The organism is Gammaproteobacteria bacterium, from assembly GCA_009838035.1.
Classification (GTDB): domain Bacteria; phylum Pseudomonadota; class Gammaproteobacteria; order Steroidobacterales; family Foliamicaceae; genus Foliamicus.
This window is the reverse complement of record VXSK01000002.1, coordinates 237,798-253,568: the sequence shown is the minus strand read 5'-3', so window position 1 is coordinate 253,568 and position 15,771 is coordinate 237,798. Positions and strand designations below refer to the sequence as shown.

Sequence of the window (15,771 nt, the reverse complement as noted above, 5' to 3'; positions counted from 1 at the left end):
GTCTACTCCTGACGGGCAGCCCGCCAATGATAGAAGGTGATCAGGAGCATCGCCGGCGTCATCGCATACGCCAAACCGGAAAACTCGATGGGATCGTCGTTGATGATGTGGGTCGCTGCAGCGCCGAGAATAATCACCGACAGACCCATTGAGCCCAGCAGCGCCCATCGTCTGAGCCACAGGGAAATCGATCCGAACAATTCGGCATAGCCGATGAAGAACATGAAAGCGATCGGATAGCCGTAACCGTCAAAGCCCATGATCATCATCCAGTAGGCTCGGATCTTCAGGCTTGCCGTCATCAGGAAGACCACGGTCATGGGCAGCGTTAGCACGAACAGCAAGTGGTTCTTCGCCATGCGCGGCAGCGTTGTATGCGCCAGAATGTTCGCCATCACCTCACTCCCTGAATCCGGCGGACACGGAGATTACCGCGTCGCCAATGTAGTAGTGCACGTGCCGCTTTCCTTCGATAGGTACTGCGGGATCAATGAACTCCTCCATCATTGCGCCCACGCTGATTACGTCGCCTTTTTTCAGTGACTCCCCCCGTTTGCGCAGGGATTCCGCAGCCTGCAGTGCGACGATAACCGGGTGCACCGAATCGCGTTCCGCAACTTTGTAAATGCTTCTTTCGGTTCCGTCAGGGTTGGCGGATATCACCGTCAGATTGCGCAGGTTCTCGAAGATCTCGGGGTCATCGGCGGTATCCAGGTACTCGCCGATGACGCCGTGTCTTGCTCCCAGGTTCGTCGCCTGCATCAGGAAAGGAAAGATAAAACCTTCCTGCAGTTCCGCCGGGTCGCCCAACAGCACCGGCAGTTCGATGAACGCGTAGATGCGGTCCACATAACGCATGGCTTCCTCGACGGACTCCGCCTCGTTGATGCGCTCGTCGCCGATCCGGAGCAGCATGTCCGGTTCGTAATTCATCACCTGGCCCCGGATGGGAACAGTCGCGCCGTTGTCAAAGAACGCATCCTCGCCATAGAACACGCCAAACATCGGGCCAGGCAATCCGATCCTGTCCCACATGGAGGCATCGTGGCCGCCAATCTTGTAACCGCGCCGCGGGTGATCCCTTGCCAGTATCGCTTCCATTTCGCGGGCCGCTTGTTGACTGAGGTCCAGATCGGAATGGTCACGGAACAGCTTCTGGTAACAGGCTGAATGAGCAAGGTACTCACGGTTATTCCACGCCGCAGCAGCATCTTCACCAAATGATTCCACCGAGCAATCGCCGGGTGCGCGGCTCCAGAAAAGGTACTGAAGCATGGCGACAATCGCGAGACCGACGATAAAGGCCCCGCCGTAGACCCAGTTTTCCTTTCTCAAATCCTGCATGCCGGCCCCTTGCTCAGATCGGGTATTCATGGGAGCCTCAGATCTGCTGAACCCGCGTTCCGATCTTATTGATTACGTTGAGCCCGTCCGCGGTAACGACGGCAGTCGCGCCTACCTTGGCTTCGGCGAATTGCCCTGTTCTTGCGGCCGGTTCGAAACTGAATGCCATTCCTTCCTTGATTTCGATGTGCGCTCCAAGGCAAAGGGATCCCGGCTTGTCCGGACCGCCGATATACACCGGGCCGACCAGGGTCATCGGCAGAATATTGTGAATATGCGGGAACATGTGCCAGTAGCCGGAGTCGGCGCTGAGCTTCTCCATCGGCTCGATGACATCGCCAAAGGTCTTTCCCGCGCGCAGGGTCGATGCGCCAAGGTCCATGAGCTGGTGGGCGACATCGGCGAGCCTCTTCATTTCATCGCTCATCTTGCCGACCACCGCGCAGAGCGTGACCTGGCTGTACCCGCCCGCGTACACGATCCCGTACTCGGAATTGATGACGTGGCCCTCCCTGACGAGCCCCGGCGCCATCGCAAGCGCCCGCACGTCCGGACGCGCGCCGTTCACGGCCAAAAAATGCTCGACCATCGCCTGGAATTCCCTCTTGTCCATGCCGACTGCGGTTTCCTGCAGAATTAGTTCGTGGAGCCGCTCGCCCAGCAACGCCGATTTTTCGATATTGGCAATCTCCTCCTGGCTCTTGACCATCATGATCATTGAGAAGGCCTCGGTGATGTCCGTGAAAGTCGCCTCCGGCAAGCCGGCCAGGACGGCCGACCACGCCGCATACGTGATTAGGCCCTCATTGAGGAATTCATTGAGACCTTCGGCGCCCGACCTGGTGCCGACAACCGCCAGGTTGCTTCTGGCCAGCCCAAGGTCCTGAACGACTTCAACAATCTGATTGCCCAAAGGAACCTGCACTCCATTCTCCTGGTAGGCCTTGTCCGCCCGCCTGTCGATCCAGGCCGACGGCAGAAAGCCATTGACAAGAACGGGTTCGCCTTCCAGCGGAAACACGACCGCTCCATCGCCGAAGTCGAAGAAGCCGCCGCCCGACACGTAGTCTGCATACATCAGCTGATTGACGTCATCGCCCGACCGATGGGGAAGAATCAGGCAGTCAAAGCCGCCTTCGGACATCATCTTGCGAATGTTGGCCCAACGGCGATTGCGTTCCGCGAGCGTATAGGGATATTCCGGCATGGGCGCCGCACGGGCGTCGGGAGAACGCAGCGATGACAAGGCGCCGGCGGCGGCGATCCCGCCCGGCAAAGCCGCGATCCGCGCCAGAAACCGGCGCCGGTTGACGAGGCTCATTACTTGTTGTTCCTCCTCAGGTAGGCGATTACGGCCTCCAGGTCCTTCGGGCTGATTTCCGTGTATCTGAAGTTCGGCATGCCGGCCTGTCCTTTCCGGACGACCGTCTTGATGAATTCGGGAGTCATGTCGGTCCTGTCTTCGAGCTTGGCGGGCACCACGCCCTTGTAAAGGACCTTCAGCGCCCGGGTTCCGCCTCCGGACGAGCCATTGTCTTCGCCATGGCAGATCAGACACCACTTGTCGTAGACGGCCTTGCCTTTGGCATGCTGCTTTTCGTCGTCGGCCTCGGCTACTCCAATGGACGCTGCAAGTATTGATAAAAGGATCAGCCTTTTCATGACTCTCGCTCCTCTCTGAGATGCTTCGGCCAAACGTCATAGCGCCCCGCGGAAATAATGCCGTTCGGGTCGATGGCGTCCTTCAGCGTGTTCCGGAACTTCATCATGGCCGAGTCGTTGAAGCCGTTCGCCATGCCGATAATGTCCTTGTGCAGCGGGGCCGGCGCCCGATATTCGGTCCAGCCAAGATCGGCGCAAATCTGCGTAAGCTCGATGTACTGTTCCCGGGTTCGTTGATTGACCTTGGGGTCGGGACTGACCTGCCAGCCGGCGAGGAAGATGCCCACTCTCGGGTACCAGAAGAGCGGCATCTGCGCGTAATAGGGGAACGGCAGTTTGACGCCCAGACGGTCCGTTTCCCGTTGCAGTACTTCCTGCGCCTTCAGGACTTCCGTCCCGTTCTTCGGAACCATGGGTGCAAACCAGAGGTGGCCGACATCGGGATTCGGGTTGAGCTCGCTGCGCATGACGCTCGCGAATCGAGCCAGCGTGGGAATGCCAAGGTGCACCTTTTCGACACGACCGGGTTCGTTCAGCGTATCCATGGTCGCCTTGTCCAGCGGGAACGTAAGCGGTTCGTACTCCGTGAACCAGCACCCGGGCACCTCCCGGGAAAACAGGTCCCGGGTGTACTCCCACTGCGCCTTTGTAATCGAGTTTGGCCCGTGGTACTTGAGATCCAGCACCCAGAACGGAATCCTGTTTTCCTTTCCATAGCGCGCCAGGGGGCCGGGGTCGGGGCGCTTGCTGTCCTTGATCTCAAGCAGGCGCAGGTGCTCGGGATCGGTGACCGGTTTCTCGTGCATGCCGGGCATCATGCTTCCGTACAACGGCGTGCCCAGATTCGCCATGCCGTTATAGACTTCCATGTTTTGCAGGCGGGTATCCAGTTCCAGCATCTTGTGGATATCGTCGAAATTCGCAAAGTGAACGCGGCCGCGGCGGAACCCCTCGTGCGCCGGCCGCAACCAGAACCCCATCTTGGTCACCACACCGTAATTTGACTGTGCGAAGATCCCGTCAATCTGAGGACCCATGCCGTATTGATGGTCCTGCCAGATTGCGGTGTTTTCCGCAGCCCCGGTTCCGGTACGGATCAACTCACCCGTAGGCAACACGACCTCCATGCCGCACCGGCTACTCCAGCGGTCGCGGCCGTATTGCGAATAGGTATGCGCCAGGCCACGGTCCAGTGCATGGCCGACGAGGCTGCCCCACGCCGGATCGGGAATATCCATGGTTAGCGGGATGTTGTTTTCCTCGAAGTACTCATACAGCTGGTAAAAACTGACTCCCGGCTCAACCAGGACGGTCGCGCTCTGAACGTCGACGTTAAGAATGCGATCCATGCGCTTCAGGTCGAGTACGAGGCTGCCCGAGTACACCGGCGAGGGGCCACCGTAACCCAGGTTCTTGCCTGTGGAGATCGGATACAGGGGGATCCTGTATCGGTTCGCAACCTTCACGACCGCCTGTACTTCTTCGGCTGTATAAGGTGCGATCGCCGCCGGTATCACCGGCTCTTCCGGCTCATTCCTGTAAATCGAGTAAACGTCGCGATACAGATCCACGGCTTCCGGCGACGTGAATACCCACTGGGATCCGACTATATTCGCGAATTCCTCGAGCGCCTTCCGAAAGTCGCTTTCGCTTACCCCATCCGGAGTTCTCATGCTCCACCTCCTTTGCGTATTTCAGCAATCGGGGCTACGGCCCAGGCCACCAATGAGCCATCCCCACGGTTTTCGATGGACACCTGGTCCTCAGGCACCTTGAAATGAAAAGCGTCTCCCGCGGCCATCTGCAATTCGAAAGCGCTCACCTGGTCAGTCAGACCCATGACCAGCGAGGGACGTTCCTGGAGGCGGCGGTACAGCTGGTTCTTCCGGGCAGGATCGAGAGTTCCGCCAATCGGGAATGGTTCCGCACCCCTGTCCAGGAGTTCCCCGAAGAAAGCCGTCCCGTCGGGCGCATTTTCGTGATAAACCACAACAGTGTTCAGCAGTTCTGCGCCGGACTTGCCTTGCGCCAGCACGGGCCATATCAGCGAAGCCGACACGGAGCCGATGCCCATTTTCACAAACGCCCGTCTATTCATCATTCGTTTCCCCATATTGAGTAACCGCGCGAACTACCGCCCCGCTTCGTCACCGGGCAGTCCCGCTTCCGGGACCATGTAGAAGTCATCCACGCAGTCGTGATACCACCTAGTCATGATTTCCGGATCGGCAATCATGTCCGGCGTGAAGGCGCTCCTGTCGCACTCATCCGAATCCGCCGCATCGCCAGGCTCTCCCGACGCAGGCGACTGCAGGATGATCCACCTGGCCGGATTGCCGGTGGAATCAAAGCTGTGCACATTGCCGGGCGGAATATGCAGCCACTGACCCTCCGTCAATGTAATGTCGGTGCCATCCACCCGGAGCCGGGTGCTCCCATCGATCATGATGATCGTCTCGGACTTGGTGTAGTGCACATGCGCGGGACCGTAGTAATCGGTCTCGATATGCTCTATGGCGCCCGTAAATGCGCCCCCCGTATCTTCGCCGCTCAACATGGGCGTAACGCTTGCGGACGGGAAGCCAAGGTGAAATTGCCGGCGGTCCAGCGGCCGGACCCAGGGACGAATCTCGAAATCGGGCCTGTAACTGCTGGGCGTAAAGGGTGTTCCCGGTAAACCTGCATCCGGAACCATATAAAAGTCATCGAGGCAGTCGTGATAGAACTGTTTCATTCTCTCGACATCCGCGACCATCGCCGGCGTGAATGCGGAACGATCGCACTCGGGCGTGACAGTTGCGGGCGGCGGTGGTGCCGGCGGCGATTTCAGGATAATCCACTTGGCCGGGCTGCCCGTTGACTTGAAACTGTGAACCGTGCCCCGTGGGATGTGAAGCCATTCGCCCCTGGTGAGCGTGAAGTCGCGATCATTGAGTCGGATGTAGGCGCTGCCATCGATCATGATGATGGTTTCGTCCAATTTCTCGTGCACATGCGCCGGGCCGTAGTAATTCGTTTCGATGTGCTCGACGCCCCCATCGAACAAGCCGCCGGTGTCCGCCGGCGAAAGCATTGGCGTAACGGTTGCCAGCGGAAAACCGAGGTGAAAACCCTGCCGGTCAAGCGGCCGAATCCAGGGCCGGGGATTCGTCTTCGGGTCGTATTCGCTTTCGTGCGCCAAGCCGTCCCGGGAAATGACCAGCGCCAGGATGACGGCAAAGACCGCGAACATGCCGTTAACCGGGGCGGCAATGACTGCCGTCAGGATGCCTTTTTTCATTCGGCGCCCTCACGAATGTAGATATTGTTTCTCTCCGCGTACTCGTCCCACAGAGCGACCAGTTCATTCAGTTTTCCTGGGTGCTGGGCGGACAAGTCGTTTACTTCACCGGGATCGTCGGCCAGGTTATAGAGCTGCCAGGTCTGCAGCTTTACCAACGGAACATCGTTTTCTCCAAACAGCGGTTGCGCCAGGTAAATCGCCTTCCAGTCGCCTTTGCGAATCGCACGTCGGCCGAATATTTCCCAGCCCACGTAGTCCGTGGGTTCGCGAATGGAATCCTGCCGGCCGAGAAGAAGCGGGTGCATTGAACGTCCCTCCAATTCGGCGACCTCGCGTCCGCGATACATCCCGCCTCCAGGATGTTTGACCTTCGCCACCTCGAGAATGGTCGGCACTACGTCCTTTACGGTCAGAAATTCGTCAGAGGTCCTGCCCCCCGGGTAGTTTTTGGGAAAATGGGCGAAGGCGGGCACCAGCAACGCTCCTTGCGAAGTATGCGCCTTGTAGGTCCGCAACGGCACGTTGCCGGCCTGAGCCCAATCGGGACCGTAGATGACGTAGGAATCGGGGTTGCCAATATTTTCGTATCGGTTGTCGCAACAGGCTTCCAGATACTCGTCCATGCCCGGACCCATCAGGATGTTGTTGCCTTCCGGGCCGTTGTCCGACATAAGGAAGATCAGGGTATTCTCATACTCGCCTATGCTCTTCAGATGATCGACGATTACACCGATGTAGGCATCGAGATCGTCAACCATGGCGGCGTAAATGGCCATCTTCTTCGACTCGTATCGCTGCTCCTCTTCAGTAAGCTCAACCCATGGTCTTCCCTTCAGCATCCTGGGGAATGCGTCGATATCCTGTTCGTAGAAACCCAGATCCTTGAGACGTTGCAGGCGGCGACTTTTCAGAGCATCGTACCCATCGAGATACGTGTCCTCGTACTTGGCGATGGATTCCGCCGGCGCCTGAAGCGGCCAGTGCGGCGACGTATATGAAAGGAACGCCAGAAACGGCTTGCCGTCGCCAAGATCGCTGTCGATGAACTCGATCATCTTTTCCGTATAGAAACGGGTGCTGTAGAAATCGTCAGGCAAAACCTCGACCCGTTTGCCATTCTCGCGATAAACGATGGGATCGTGCGGCAGCAACCACAGTTGATTCTGAAACGCGCCTGCGCCACCGTTCGCCAGGCTGAATGTCCTGTCAAAACCCCGTGCGAAAGGGCTTGTCTCTTCCGTGTTTCCAAGGTGCCACTTGCCGGTCATATAGGTGTTGTAGCCGGCATCGGCCATAAGCTCCGGCAGCGCAGCGGCGCGCTGATTGAGGTAGCCCTCGTAACCGGGGCGACCCTTCAGAAAATCAGGCAGCACTTCGGCCATCCAGCCAAGGCCGACAACGTGGCTGTCCACACCCGTCATGAGCATCGCCCGCGTAGGCGAACAGGTAGGGCCCGCATTGAAATCCGCGAGCATTACTCCATCCCTCACCAACGCATCAATATTCGGCGTCCCGATCTCGCTGCCAAAATGACTGAGATCGTTCAGACCCAGGTCGTCAACGACTATCAGCAGAATGTTGGGGCGCGCATCTCCCTCACTGACCGGAGCGGAACCACCATCGCCGCCGCAACCCGATAACAGCGAAACGGCCAGAAAGGCTGCAGGTGCAAATCGAAGATGCCTCAAAGCTGCAGCCTCTTCAGAATCCGTGAACCTGTCTCATCACATGCGCCTGCATACCACCATCTGCGGCTATGTTCGTGCCGTTTATCCAGACGCTGTCATCACTGCAAAGAAATGCAACGATCGGCGCAATCTCTTCCACCGTACCGGCGCGGCCCATGACGCCCATATCCTCTTCGGCGCGTTCACCCAGAGTCTCGAGGAAATCGGCCAGAATCGGAGTTTCAACGGGGCCGGGACTTATTGCATTCACCCGTATCCCGCGCTGCCGCCAGGTATTCCAGTTCTGCATGGTCCATACACGGAGCACTTCCTTCGCAAAGAAATAGCTCCGCTCTTCATCGATGCCGAGTTCCTCGCACAGACTATCGGCATTGTCGAAATTTGCCTCCTCAATGAAGCGCTTGACCTGCTCGATGGAATCGGGCCAGCCCACGCCTGCCAACGACGCCATATTGATAATGGATGCTCCGTCGGCGAGCTTGTCCAGCATGCGCTCCGTCAGGTATCGCAAGGCAATGAAGTTCACGGTGACGACGGTGGCAATAGATGCCGTCGGAGGCACACCGGCGATATTGCACAGCCCATCGACTTTGCCGCTGATAGCGTTGACAGCCCGGCCAATCGAATCGAATTCCGTCAAGTCAACGCGAATGAACTGATCCACCAGTCCATTTGCCGGCTGTTTGCGATCAAGACCGATGACCGTCGCGCCCCGCTTCCTGAGCATGCGAGCGCTCTCCTTGCCAATACCGGACGCTGCTCCCGTTACAACGATTCTCTTGGCCGCCAAGTCCATACCATTCCTACCCTTTGGCGTGGACCTCTGTGAACCGGTCCATGTCTGAGTATAGTTTTCCGTTAACGTTCACGCTGGCATCTGAGCGCATAATTATTGGTGTCTAAGCGCGCCGTCGCCAGCCCATGAACAAGACCGTCCCGGTGTAGTCAGCTCCGGGGAGCTCCCTGGTCGATCAGTTCCAGCCGCCTTGCGAGCGCGCTGGCCTGCGCGTCAAGGTCATTGAGTTTGTAATCCGCCGCCAGACCCTGGTTTCTGACCTCCTGCAGGCCACGATTGACAGAACCAAGCCTTCGGAGCGTATTCCTGGCTTCGAGACGCGACATCGGAGTTCCGCCCGATCTCGAGCGAAACTCCAGATCCGTACGAATCACCCAGATCATTCGCCGCGCCGTTTCAAGCGTCGCGTCGTAATCACCCGCGAGGAACGACGCGGCCATGCGCATACCGTATATGTCAAGATCCTGATGCAGGGCAATTGCATCGTCTATGATTTTCATTGCTTCAACTGCGTGAGTGCCGGGTTCACCGCGCATACCCGCCCGGATTCTCCAGTCGGCGCGCATTTTTGCAGCGTCTACATACCACTGCTCGTAGGGCGCTGACTCGGCGAGAATGGGGTCGTCGGAACGCGCACCGGCACCCGGCCCGCGAAACGAATCGTTCCAATTCAGAATCACCGACCGCGCGGCATCCGTCAGTGTGTCGGCGTAGCCGGCGATTCGACTGGGCAGGGAATTGTCGGCAAGGGAGTCACCACGATCCTTGAAGAGCAGGTAGCCGGCAACCGGGTTGTCCGGATCCAGATCGAGCGCAGTCATCAAAAGTCGATCGGCCCGCTGCGGCTGACCTTGCGACAGGAGTACTTTCGCGCCTATCGCGGGTCCATGTGCGTGTCTGTAGCCCGCCAGCGACCGGGCAAGCGCCTGAACGAGTTCAGGCGCATACATTGCCGAGAGCCGATCGCCGACGTAAACAAAGTCAATCTCGTCTATAAGCTCCCGATACACAAAACTCGTCGGATCAAAAAGTGGTCCATGTTCCCTGATCAGGCTTTTGACACGAGAATACGGAATTGCAGCATTCTCGAAGCCCCCCACGATCCTTTGCGCCATTCGGTTTTCGTCGTCCGTGAGCAGCGGCGCGTCTCCCGCCATCACGCGCAGTCCCTCGGTATCCCAGGCGAGCGCTGCAACAACATCATTGAGCGACGCAATTCCCTTGCGCATGAATTGCGCCTGGTGGGTCGCAAGTGGCTCGCCGTGCAGCGCAAGGCCCAGTTCGGGATTCAGCGGGGATCGCGAAGCCAGGAAGAATACGACGTTGGGATCGAACTGGTAGGCGCGGACGTGCGGGAATACGTCCAGCAGGGTGCCGGAGAGCGAACGCAACAGGTCTTCGGTAACGAATCTGAGGTTCATCCACTGCAGGAAGACGCCGTCCTCCGTAAGCCGGGACCTTGCCAGCGACATGAATTCACGTGTATAGAGATGCGACGAACCAGCCGTCCAGGGATGTGACGGTTGCGAGACGATCGCATCATATTCCTTGGTCATGAGACGCATTGCGTTCCGGGCGTCATTGACAACGACTCGTACGCGCGGATCGCTCAGCGGATCAGTGTTTCGCTCGGCGGCAATCTCGCGATTGGCTTCGACAACCTTCGGCTCCAGCTCAATTACATCGAACTCTCGCACCGACGCTGGAATATCTTCAGCAACGACGCCGCCACCAAGCCCGATGACGAGCATTTTCTCGAGTTCAGGCCTGGCGATTACCGGAAGCGCTGCGAGCAGCCGCTGCGAATGCCTGGTCGGCGGCGCGCCTTTCATGTCCGTAGAGGCCTCGGGGAGGCCATTGGTTCTTAAAAAGAAGAAGCCATCCCGCTCCAGCATCAGTACCGTTGCCGAGCGGCCAACGTCATAGTAGCGGATCGCCCCGCTACGCGAGTCGTTCAATGGCGACACCCTGAGAAAGGACTCGGGCATGGCAGGCCTGAAAACGATGAGAACGAGTATGGCGGACGCAGCAGCAACGCCCGCCAATTTCGATAGCCGGACCGGTACGGCGAGCGCCACCGCAAGCGCCAGCAGGATATTCACCATCACTGCCAGCTTCACCGTTCCTTCGTAGCGAAGTACCGGAATCAATACGAATCCGGCAATCACAGCACCCGCAATGGCGCCCAGGGTGTTCCATGAATACACGCGCGCGGACGCGTTCGCCGCATCCTCTTCGTTGCGGCTGAGGATGCGGACGGCGAGTGGAAATGTCGCCCCGATAAACAATGTCGCGGGCAGAAGCACTGCAACGGCAAGCGCAATATTGGGGCCGAGGCCTGCAATTTCCGGTACGGCAACGTCCAACAGCTGGTAAATCGCCAGCGAGGTGGCCGCGATTCCCATTTGCGTTATCGCGAACGCCTTCTGGGAAAACAGGCTCGATACCGCAAGACGGGACGCCACCGCGCTGCCCAATGCGATACCCGAGAGGAAACTCGCGAGCATGACTGCGAACGCCACGACGCTGCCGCCCAGGACATGTGACAACAGGCGCGTCCACAGAACCTCATAGGTAAACGTCACCATGCCCGACATGAGCATGACCGGGAGTATCAGCGCTTCGGCCTGTTTCCCGATTCGCGCGTGTTGCAGTGTCGTGGCTGAAGTGGTTTGCCGGGCGTCCGACTGCGCCCGCGACAACCAGGCCGCCACCAGGAACACCAAGAAGTTCACGCTGGCCCCGAACAGAATGGTCCCCCTGAGCCCGAGTGCGGGCAGCAACAGGAATGCCGCTGCGAGAGTCCCGGCAATCGCACCGATCGTATTCAGGGCATAGAGCGCGCCTGTCCTGGGACCGACCTGATCGTCCGATTGCACCGCATAGCGCAACAGCATCGGCAATGTCGCGCCCATGCACGCGGTGGGCAGGACCAGAACCAGGAAGGATGCGGCCAGGTAGTAGAGCGACTGACCTGCACCACTCGCATCGGGCGGTTCGGGATGTCCGCCGAACAAGGTTGCGTAGACGCCGCCGGCCAGCTCGAGCAGGTACGGTACGGCAATTGCCGACAACGCGATTGCGGCCTCCAGAATTCCGTAAACCAGAATTGGTTTGCGAATGCGGTCTACGTAACGGGCGGCTACGGCTGCACCAAAGGCGAGACCCGCCATATAGGCTGCCAGTACTGTCGCGACGGCGAGTTCCGAAGTCCCGAAAACCGTCGACAGCTGTCGCATCCACGCGGTTTGATACAAAAGCGCGGCAAATCCCGAAAGCACAAAGCAGACAGCAACTCCCGCAAATACTGCTCGATCACGGTATGAACCCTGAAGCTCGCCGGTCATTGGCCCGCAGTGTACCCGTTACTGAAAACAGGCCTGTCAGCATCAGGCCAGACGAGTGGCGCCACAAACAGGCTCTGGAATCAAAAAGGCTTGATGTCGCCCCTGAACCCGTAAATCCTGCCGTTGTATTCGGGCGTCGCGCTGTCGATGACTTCGACAAAGCCGGCGACGACCTCCGCAACGGGCGTTCCGCGGTTCCCGATTTCATCGGCGCTCATTCCCTGAAAGCGCTCCGTGATGGTAAAACCCGGCGCCAGGTTGAATGTAATTGCTTCCCCGTCGATCGACCTCAGGTGTGCCGCAAGATTCACCATGTTCCTGTTCAGTGCGGCCTTGGTGCTCTTGTAGAAAAAGCCTGTGCCGGCGAACATTTCCGTGCCGGTCGTCATCGAGCCTGCGCCGGATGTCATATTGAGGATCATCTTCCTGTCGCTCGCGAGTACACTGTCGATGAACGCCTCGGACACCAGCAGCGGCGCCAGCACGTTGGTTGTGAAGTAGGGCAGGAAGTCTTCGCGTTGCAGCGTGCCGAAATTTTCGTTCGTTTGCGTTGCCAGTGTGCCCGCGGAGTCGATGCCCATTACGGCAGCATTGTTGAGCAACACATCGATGGGCATGCCATCGAGCTTTGCAACCAACGCCGCGAGATGCCCGGGATTGTTGACGTCGAGTGTTTCCACCTGCACATTGCCGTGCTCGGCGGCCAGCGCCGCCAGCGTTTCCGGAATTTCGTCACGTCGATGAGTCGCTACAACGTGCCACTCCTTGGCTGCGTATTGTCTCGCGAATTCCAGTCCGATTCCCCGGTTTGCTCCGGTGATCAGAATGGTTTCGGCAGCCGTGACTGAGGTCGCCAACATGGCTGACAGCAACAGACATATCCTGAATTTCATCGGCGTGTTCCCATGGAGCCTGGCAACGACTCCCGTCCGCCATCGACCTTACAGGTCTCGGTGAATTCAGGCGCCGCCGAAGTTGTATCGGAGCGTTACGCCATACGTCGCGGGGCGATTGATGACGGCCACTGCATTACCGAATATCCCCACTTCGGAGGGTTGGGTATGCCAGTACCGCTCGTCGGTGAGATTTCGGCCGTACGCTGCGATTTCCCACCGCCCGTCTCCGGGATAAATTGCCGCCCGCGCGTTGATCAGCGTAAAACCGTTTTGCTGGCGGAATTCGTACGGCGTCTGGGATGCGAACGGGCGCGTCCGGTCGAAATCGTCGTGCGTTGTCAGGTTCGTGTCGAGGTTCATGCGCAGGTTGCCGCCCAAGGCAAAGTCATAGCCGAGACCCACGGTTATCGTCCAGTTGGGGATGCCGTCAAACTCCGTGCCGGACAGATCGATGCTGCCGCCTCCCGGCCTGCACCCGCCAAGCATCATCCGCTGCTCCGCACGGAAGCAGGCAGCATCGTCAAACAGGTCGTACTCGCCTTTCGCATACGATGCAGCCAGGCTGAAGCGCAGTCCGCTGTCGGCGACATAGCGCAGGTCGCCTTCCAGTCCATTGATCGAGGAATTTGCGGCGTTCTGGAAGATAAGGAAGGTGACGCCCGTAACCGGGTCGTCGAACCGTTGTTCCACCTGGCGCTCCTCATAGTCGGTGCTGAATAGCGTGACATTCGCCTGGCCGCGCCCATTGGCGAAACCGAATCGACCTCCCACCTCTATGCTGTCGGCCTTCTCGGCGTCGTATATACCTTTTGTGGATACGATGAACGATGAACTTCCGCGGCTGAACCCACCCGGCTTGAATGCTTCGGCGTAGCGGAAGAAAACACTGGAGGAATCGCTGAAGGCCCAGTTGACGGTCAATTGATGCGTAAGGTCGTTCTCGTCAAGGGACAGGTCCGTGTCTCCCCAGGCCGCCAGAACTGCCGGGTTTATGTTGACCGTGCAGTCGTCGTTATTGGGCGTCTTGCCCAGGCATCGATCGCCGGCAACCATCTCGCCAAGCAAACCCGAATAACCGGTTGCCTGCGTGCCGTTGGGCACGAGGGTGAGTGGCGTCATGCCCCGATTGGGCGGCCCGGCGTTGGAAATTCGATTACCGGCGGCATTTGTCAGGTACGAATCCACTTCCCAGAGGTAGGCGTCCTTTTGCACATCGTTATGCCGAATGCCATATTCCAGCGTGACCTCGTCGGAAACCTCCCAGGCCACGGCAGCGAACGCGCCGAAATACTGGGCTTCTTCGTTGTACTCGGTTGCGTTGGTGCCCGACGGCCCCATCGGGTTCGGCAATGCAGACACGATATCCGCCTGGAAGTTGAGTTCCTGGTCCTGCCAGTAGAGACCGGCCATCCAGTTGAGGGCTCCGTCATTGTCGCTCTGCACGCGCAATTCCTGGCTGACCTGGTCGAACTCCTCGACATTCGGAAACGCGAAATTGGCGTACGGTGAAAAGTCAAAATCCTGTGCGCGATCGGCCTCGTAATCGGAAAAGCCGGTCAGCGAGGTCACGATCAGGCCATTGACGGGCTCCCAGACAAGTTCCAGAGCGGCTGCCGAGCCCTCAATGTCGATCGCGATCGCGTCGCGCTGGGCAATATCCAGTTGAGTCAGGTCGAGATTACCGAAGGGTGCCCTCCCGAACGGGTGCGCCGAAACGGACGAACCAAAGCTGACCGTGTCGTTGTACTCGAACTCGCCAAGGCCATTCCTGATCGCGTCATCGCAGAACACCAGCGGAGGCGCCGCTGAAAGCCCTACGTTGCAGGGGAACGCATCGGTCGATGATCCATCCGTATTCGCCTCGAATTGTTCGTACTTGGCCCAGACCGAAAAGTTCTCCGCGATATCGCCGGAAAGCTGTAAACGAAATGCCGAGTTTTCGTTCGGGTTGCCATCCTCTCCGGTGCCGAACACCTTGGTCCAGCCGTCGTCTTGAACAATCTTCGCGGATAAGCGGCCAGCCCAGTTGCCGCCCAGCGGGCCGCCGAGGGCGCCCTCGACTTTCGTGTGGCCGATGTTGCCGGCCTCGGCAACGACGTACCCGTCCAACTCGTCGGTAGGGCGCCGGCTCCGATAGCCGATCAGACCCGCTATGGCGCTCTGGCCGAAATAGACGGGTTGCGGGCCAAACAGGACTTCCATTTGCTCGATGTCGTACACCCCCGCGAGCGCCTGCAGTTGCCGGCCGTAATAGACGCCGTCATTGAACACGGCCGTCGCCTGTTCAAACCCAACGTTGAAGCCTTCATTGGAGATTCCGCGGATGCGCACGGTTGCGCCACCCTCTGTCTGCTCCACCTGCAGGCCGGGAATGAAATTTGCGGCATCCTCAAGCGTATTGAGTCCCTGCTCGATAAAGTCCTCACCGGACAGGACCTGAACAGAGACCGGCACGTCAGTCAGCGATTGCTCGCGCTTTTGCGCCGTGACGACAATCTCTTCCAGGGCTGCCTGGGCAAGCGCACTTGCCGGTATGGACAGGCTTGCGGCGAGAATGCATACGCGAAACAGATTGGCGTGTTGGAAATTCATATCAGTAGAGCCCTCTGAGCAAAATGGTATTGCCCTAGGCTCAATGCTAAATGCGCCGCGCTCACCGACGCTAGCACGCGAGTGCTCAATTATTAGTGTTTCAGCGCACCCCGATTGGTGGCAAATCGGGAGCGAAAAGCCAGCTCTTGCGCCGATCGGTTGC

At 58.7% G+C, this 15,771-nt stretch carries 12 protein-coding genes; all 12 read right to left on the bottom strand.

From position 1 onward, the window contains the following. Positions 1-2: 2 nt before the first annotated feature. The 12 genes from F4Y72_01145 to F4Y72_01090 all read right to left on the bottom strand — a co-directional run bounded on the left by F4Y72_01145 (position 3) and on the right by F4Y72_01090 (position 15,608). A complete protein-coding gene (locus tag F4Y72_01145) occupies positions 3-395 on the bottom strand; it encodes a DoxX family protein (GenBank protein MXZ26894.1) in 393 nt (130 codons plus the stop codon). Positions 396-399: 4 nt separating this feature from the next. Beyond that, positions 400-1,374, bottom strand: coding sequence for a hypothetical protein (locus F4Y72_01140; protein ID MXZ26893.1), 975 nt, complete (start codon positions 1,372-1,374; stop codon positions 400-402). 7 nt (positions 1,375-1,381) lie between these two features. Beyond that, complete coding sequence (locus F4Y72_01135; protein ID MXZ26892.1) at positions 1,382-2,665, bottom strand: aminopeptidase P family protein; 1,284 nt, start codon at positions 2,663-2,665, stop codon at positions 1,382-1,384. Beyond that, entirely contained in the window at positions 2,665-3,006 is a 342-nt protein-coding gene (locus tag F4Y72_01130) for a cytochrome c (protein MXZ26891.1), read from the bottom strand. The genes F4Y72_01135 and F4Y72_01130 overlap by 1 nt, the downstream gene beginning before the upstream one ends. Then, positions 3,003-4,679, bottom strand: coding sequence for an FAD-binding oxidoreductase (locus F4Y72_01125; GenBank protein MXZ26890.1), 1,677 nt, complete (start codon positions 4,677-4,679; stop codon positions 3,003-3,005). Before F4Y72_01125 ends, F4Y72_01130 begins: the two co-directional genes overlap by 4 nt. After that, positions 4,676-5,107: a hypothetical protein gene (locus tag F4Y72_01120; GenBank protein ID MXZ26889.1), complete on the bottom strand. Its 432-nt coding sequence runs from the start codon at positions 5,105-5,107 to the stop codon at positions 4,676-4,678. Before F4Y72_01120 ends, F4Y72_01125 begins: the two co-directional genes overlap by 4 nt. A gap of 30 nt (positions 5,108-5,137) precedes the next feature. After that, on the bottom strand, positions 5,138-6,286 hold the full coding sequence (locus F4Y72_01115; protein MXZ26888.1) for a cupin domain-containing protein: 1,149 nt from the start codon (positions 6,284-6,286) through the stop codon (positions 5,138-5,140). Further along, a complete protein-coding gene (locus F4Y72_01110) occupies positions 6,283-7,932 on the bottom strand; it encodes an arylsulfatase (protein ID MXZ26887.1) in 1,650 nt (549 codons plus the stop codon). Before F4Y72_01110 ends, F4Y72_01115 begins: the two co-directional genes overlap by 4 nt. 58 nt (positions 7,933-7,990) lie before the next feature. Continuing rightward, the gene (locus tag F4Y72_01105) at positions 7,991-8,773 is read right to left on the bottom strand and encodes an SDR family oxidoreductase (protein ID MXZ26886.1); all 783 of its coding nucleotides are present in this window, start codon (positions 8,771-8,773) and stop codon (positions 7,991-7,993) included. Between the two features lie 149 nt (positions 8,774-8,922). Further along, positions 8,923-12,120, bottom strand: coding sequence for a hypothetical protein (locus tag F4Y72_01100; protein ID MXZ26885.1), 3,198 nt, complete (start codon positions 12,118-12,120; stop codon positions 8,923-8,925). Positions 12,121-12,200: 80 nt separating this feature from the next. After that, positions 12,201-13,013 carry an SDR family NAD(P)-dependent oxidoreductase gene (locus tag F4Y72_01095; GenBank protein ID MXZ26884.1) on the bottom strand — a complete coding sequence of 271 codons (813 nt, stop codon included), beginning with the start codon at positions 13,011-13,013 and terminating at the stop codon, positions 12,201-12,203. Between the two features lie 66 nt (positions 13,014-13,079). Next, the gene (locus tag F4Y72_01090) at positions 13,080-15,608 is read right to left on the bottom strand and encodes a TonB-dependent receptor (protein ID MXZ26883.1); all 2,529 of its coding nucleotides are present in this window, start codon (positions 15,606-15,608) and stop codon (positions 13,080-13,082) included. Between the last annotated feature and the right edge of the window lie 163 nt (positions 15,609-15,771).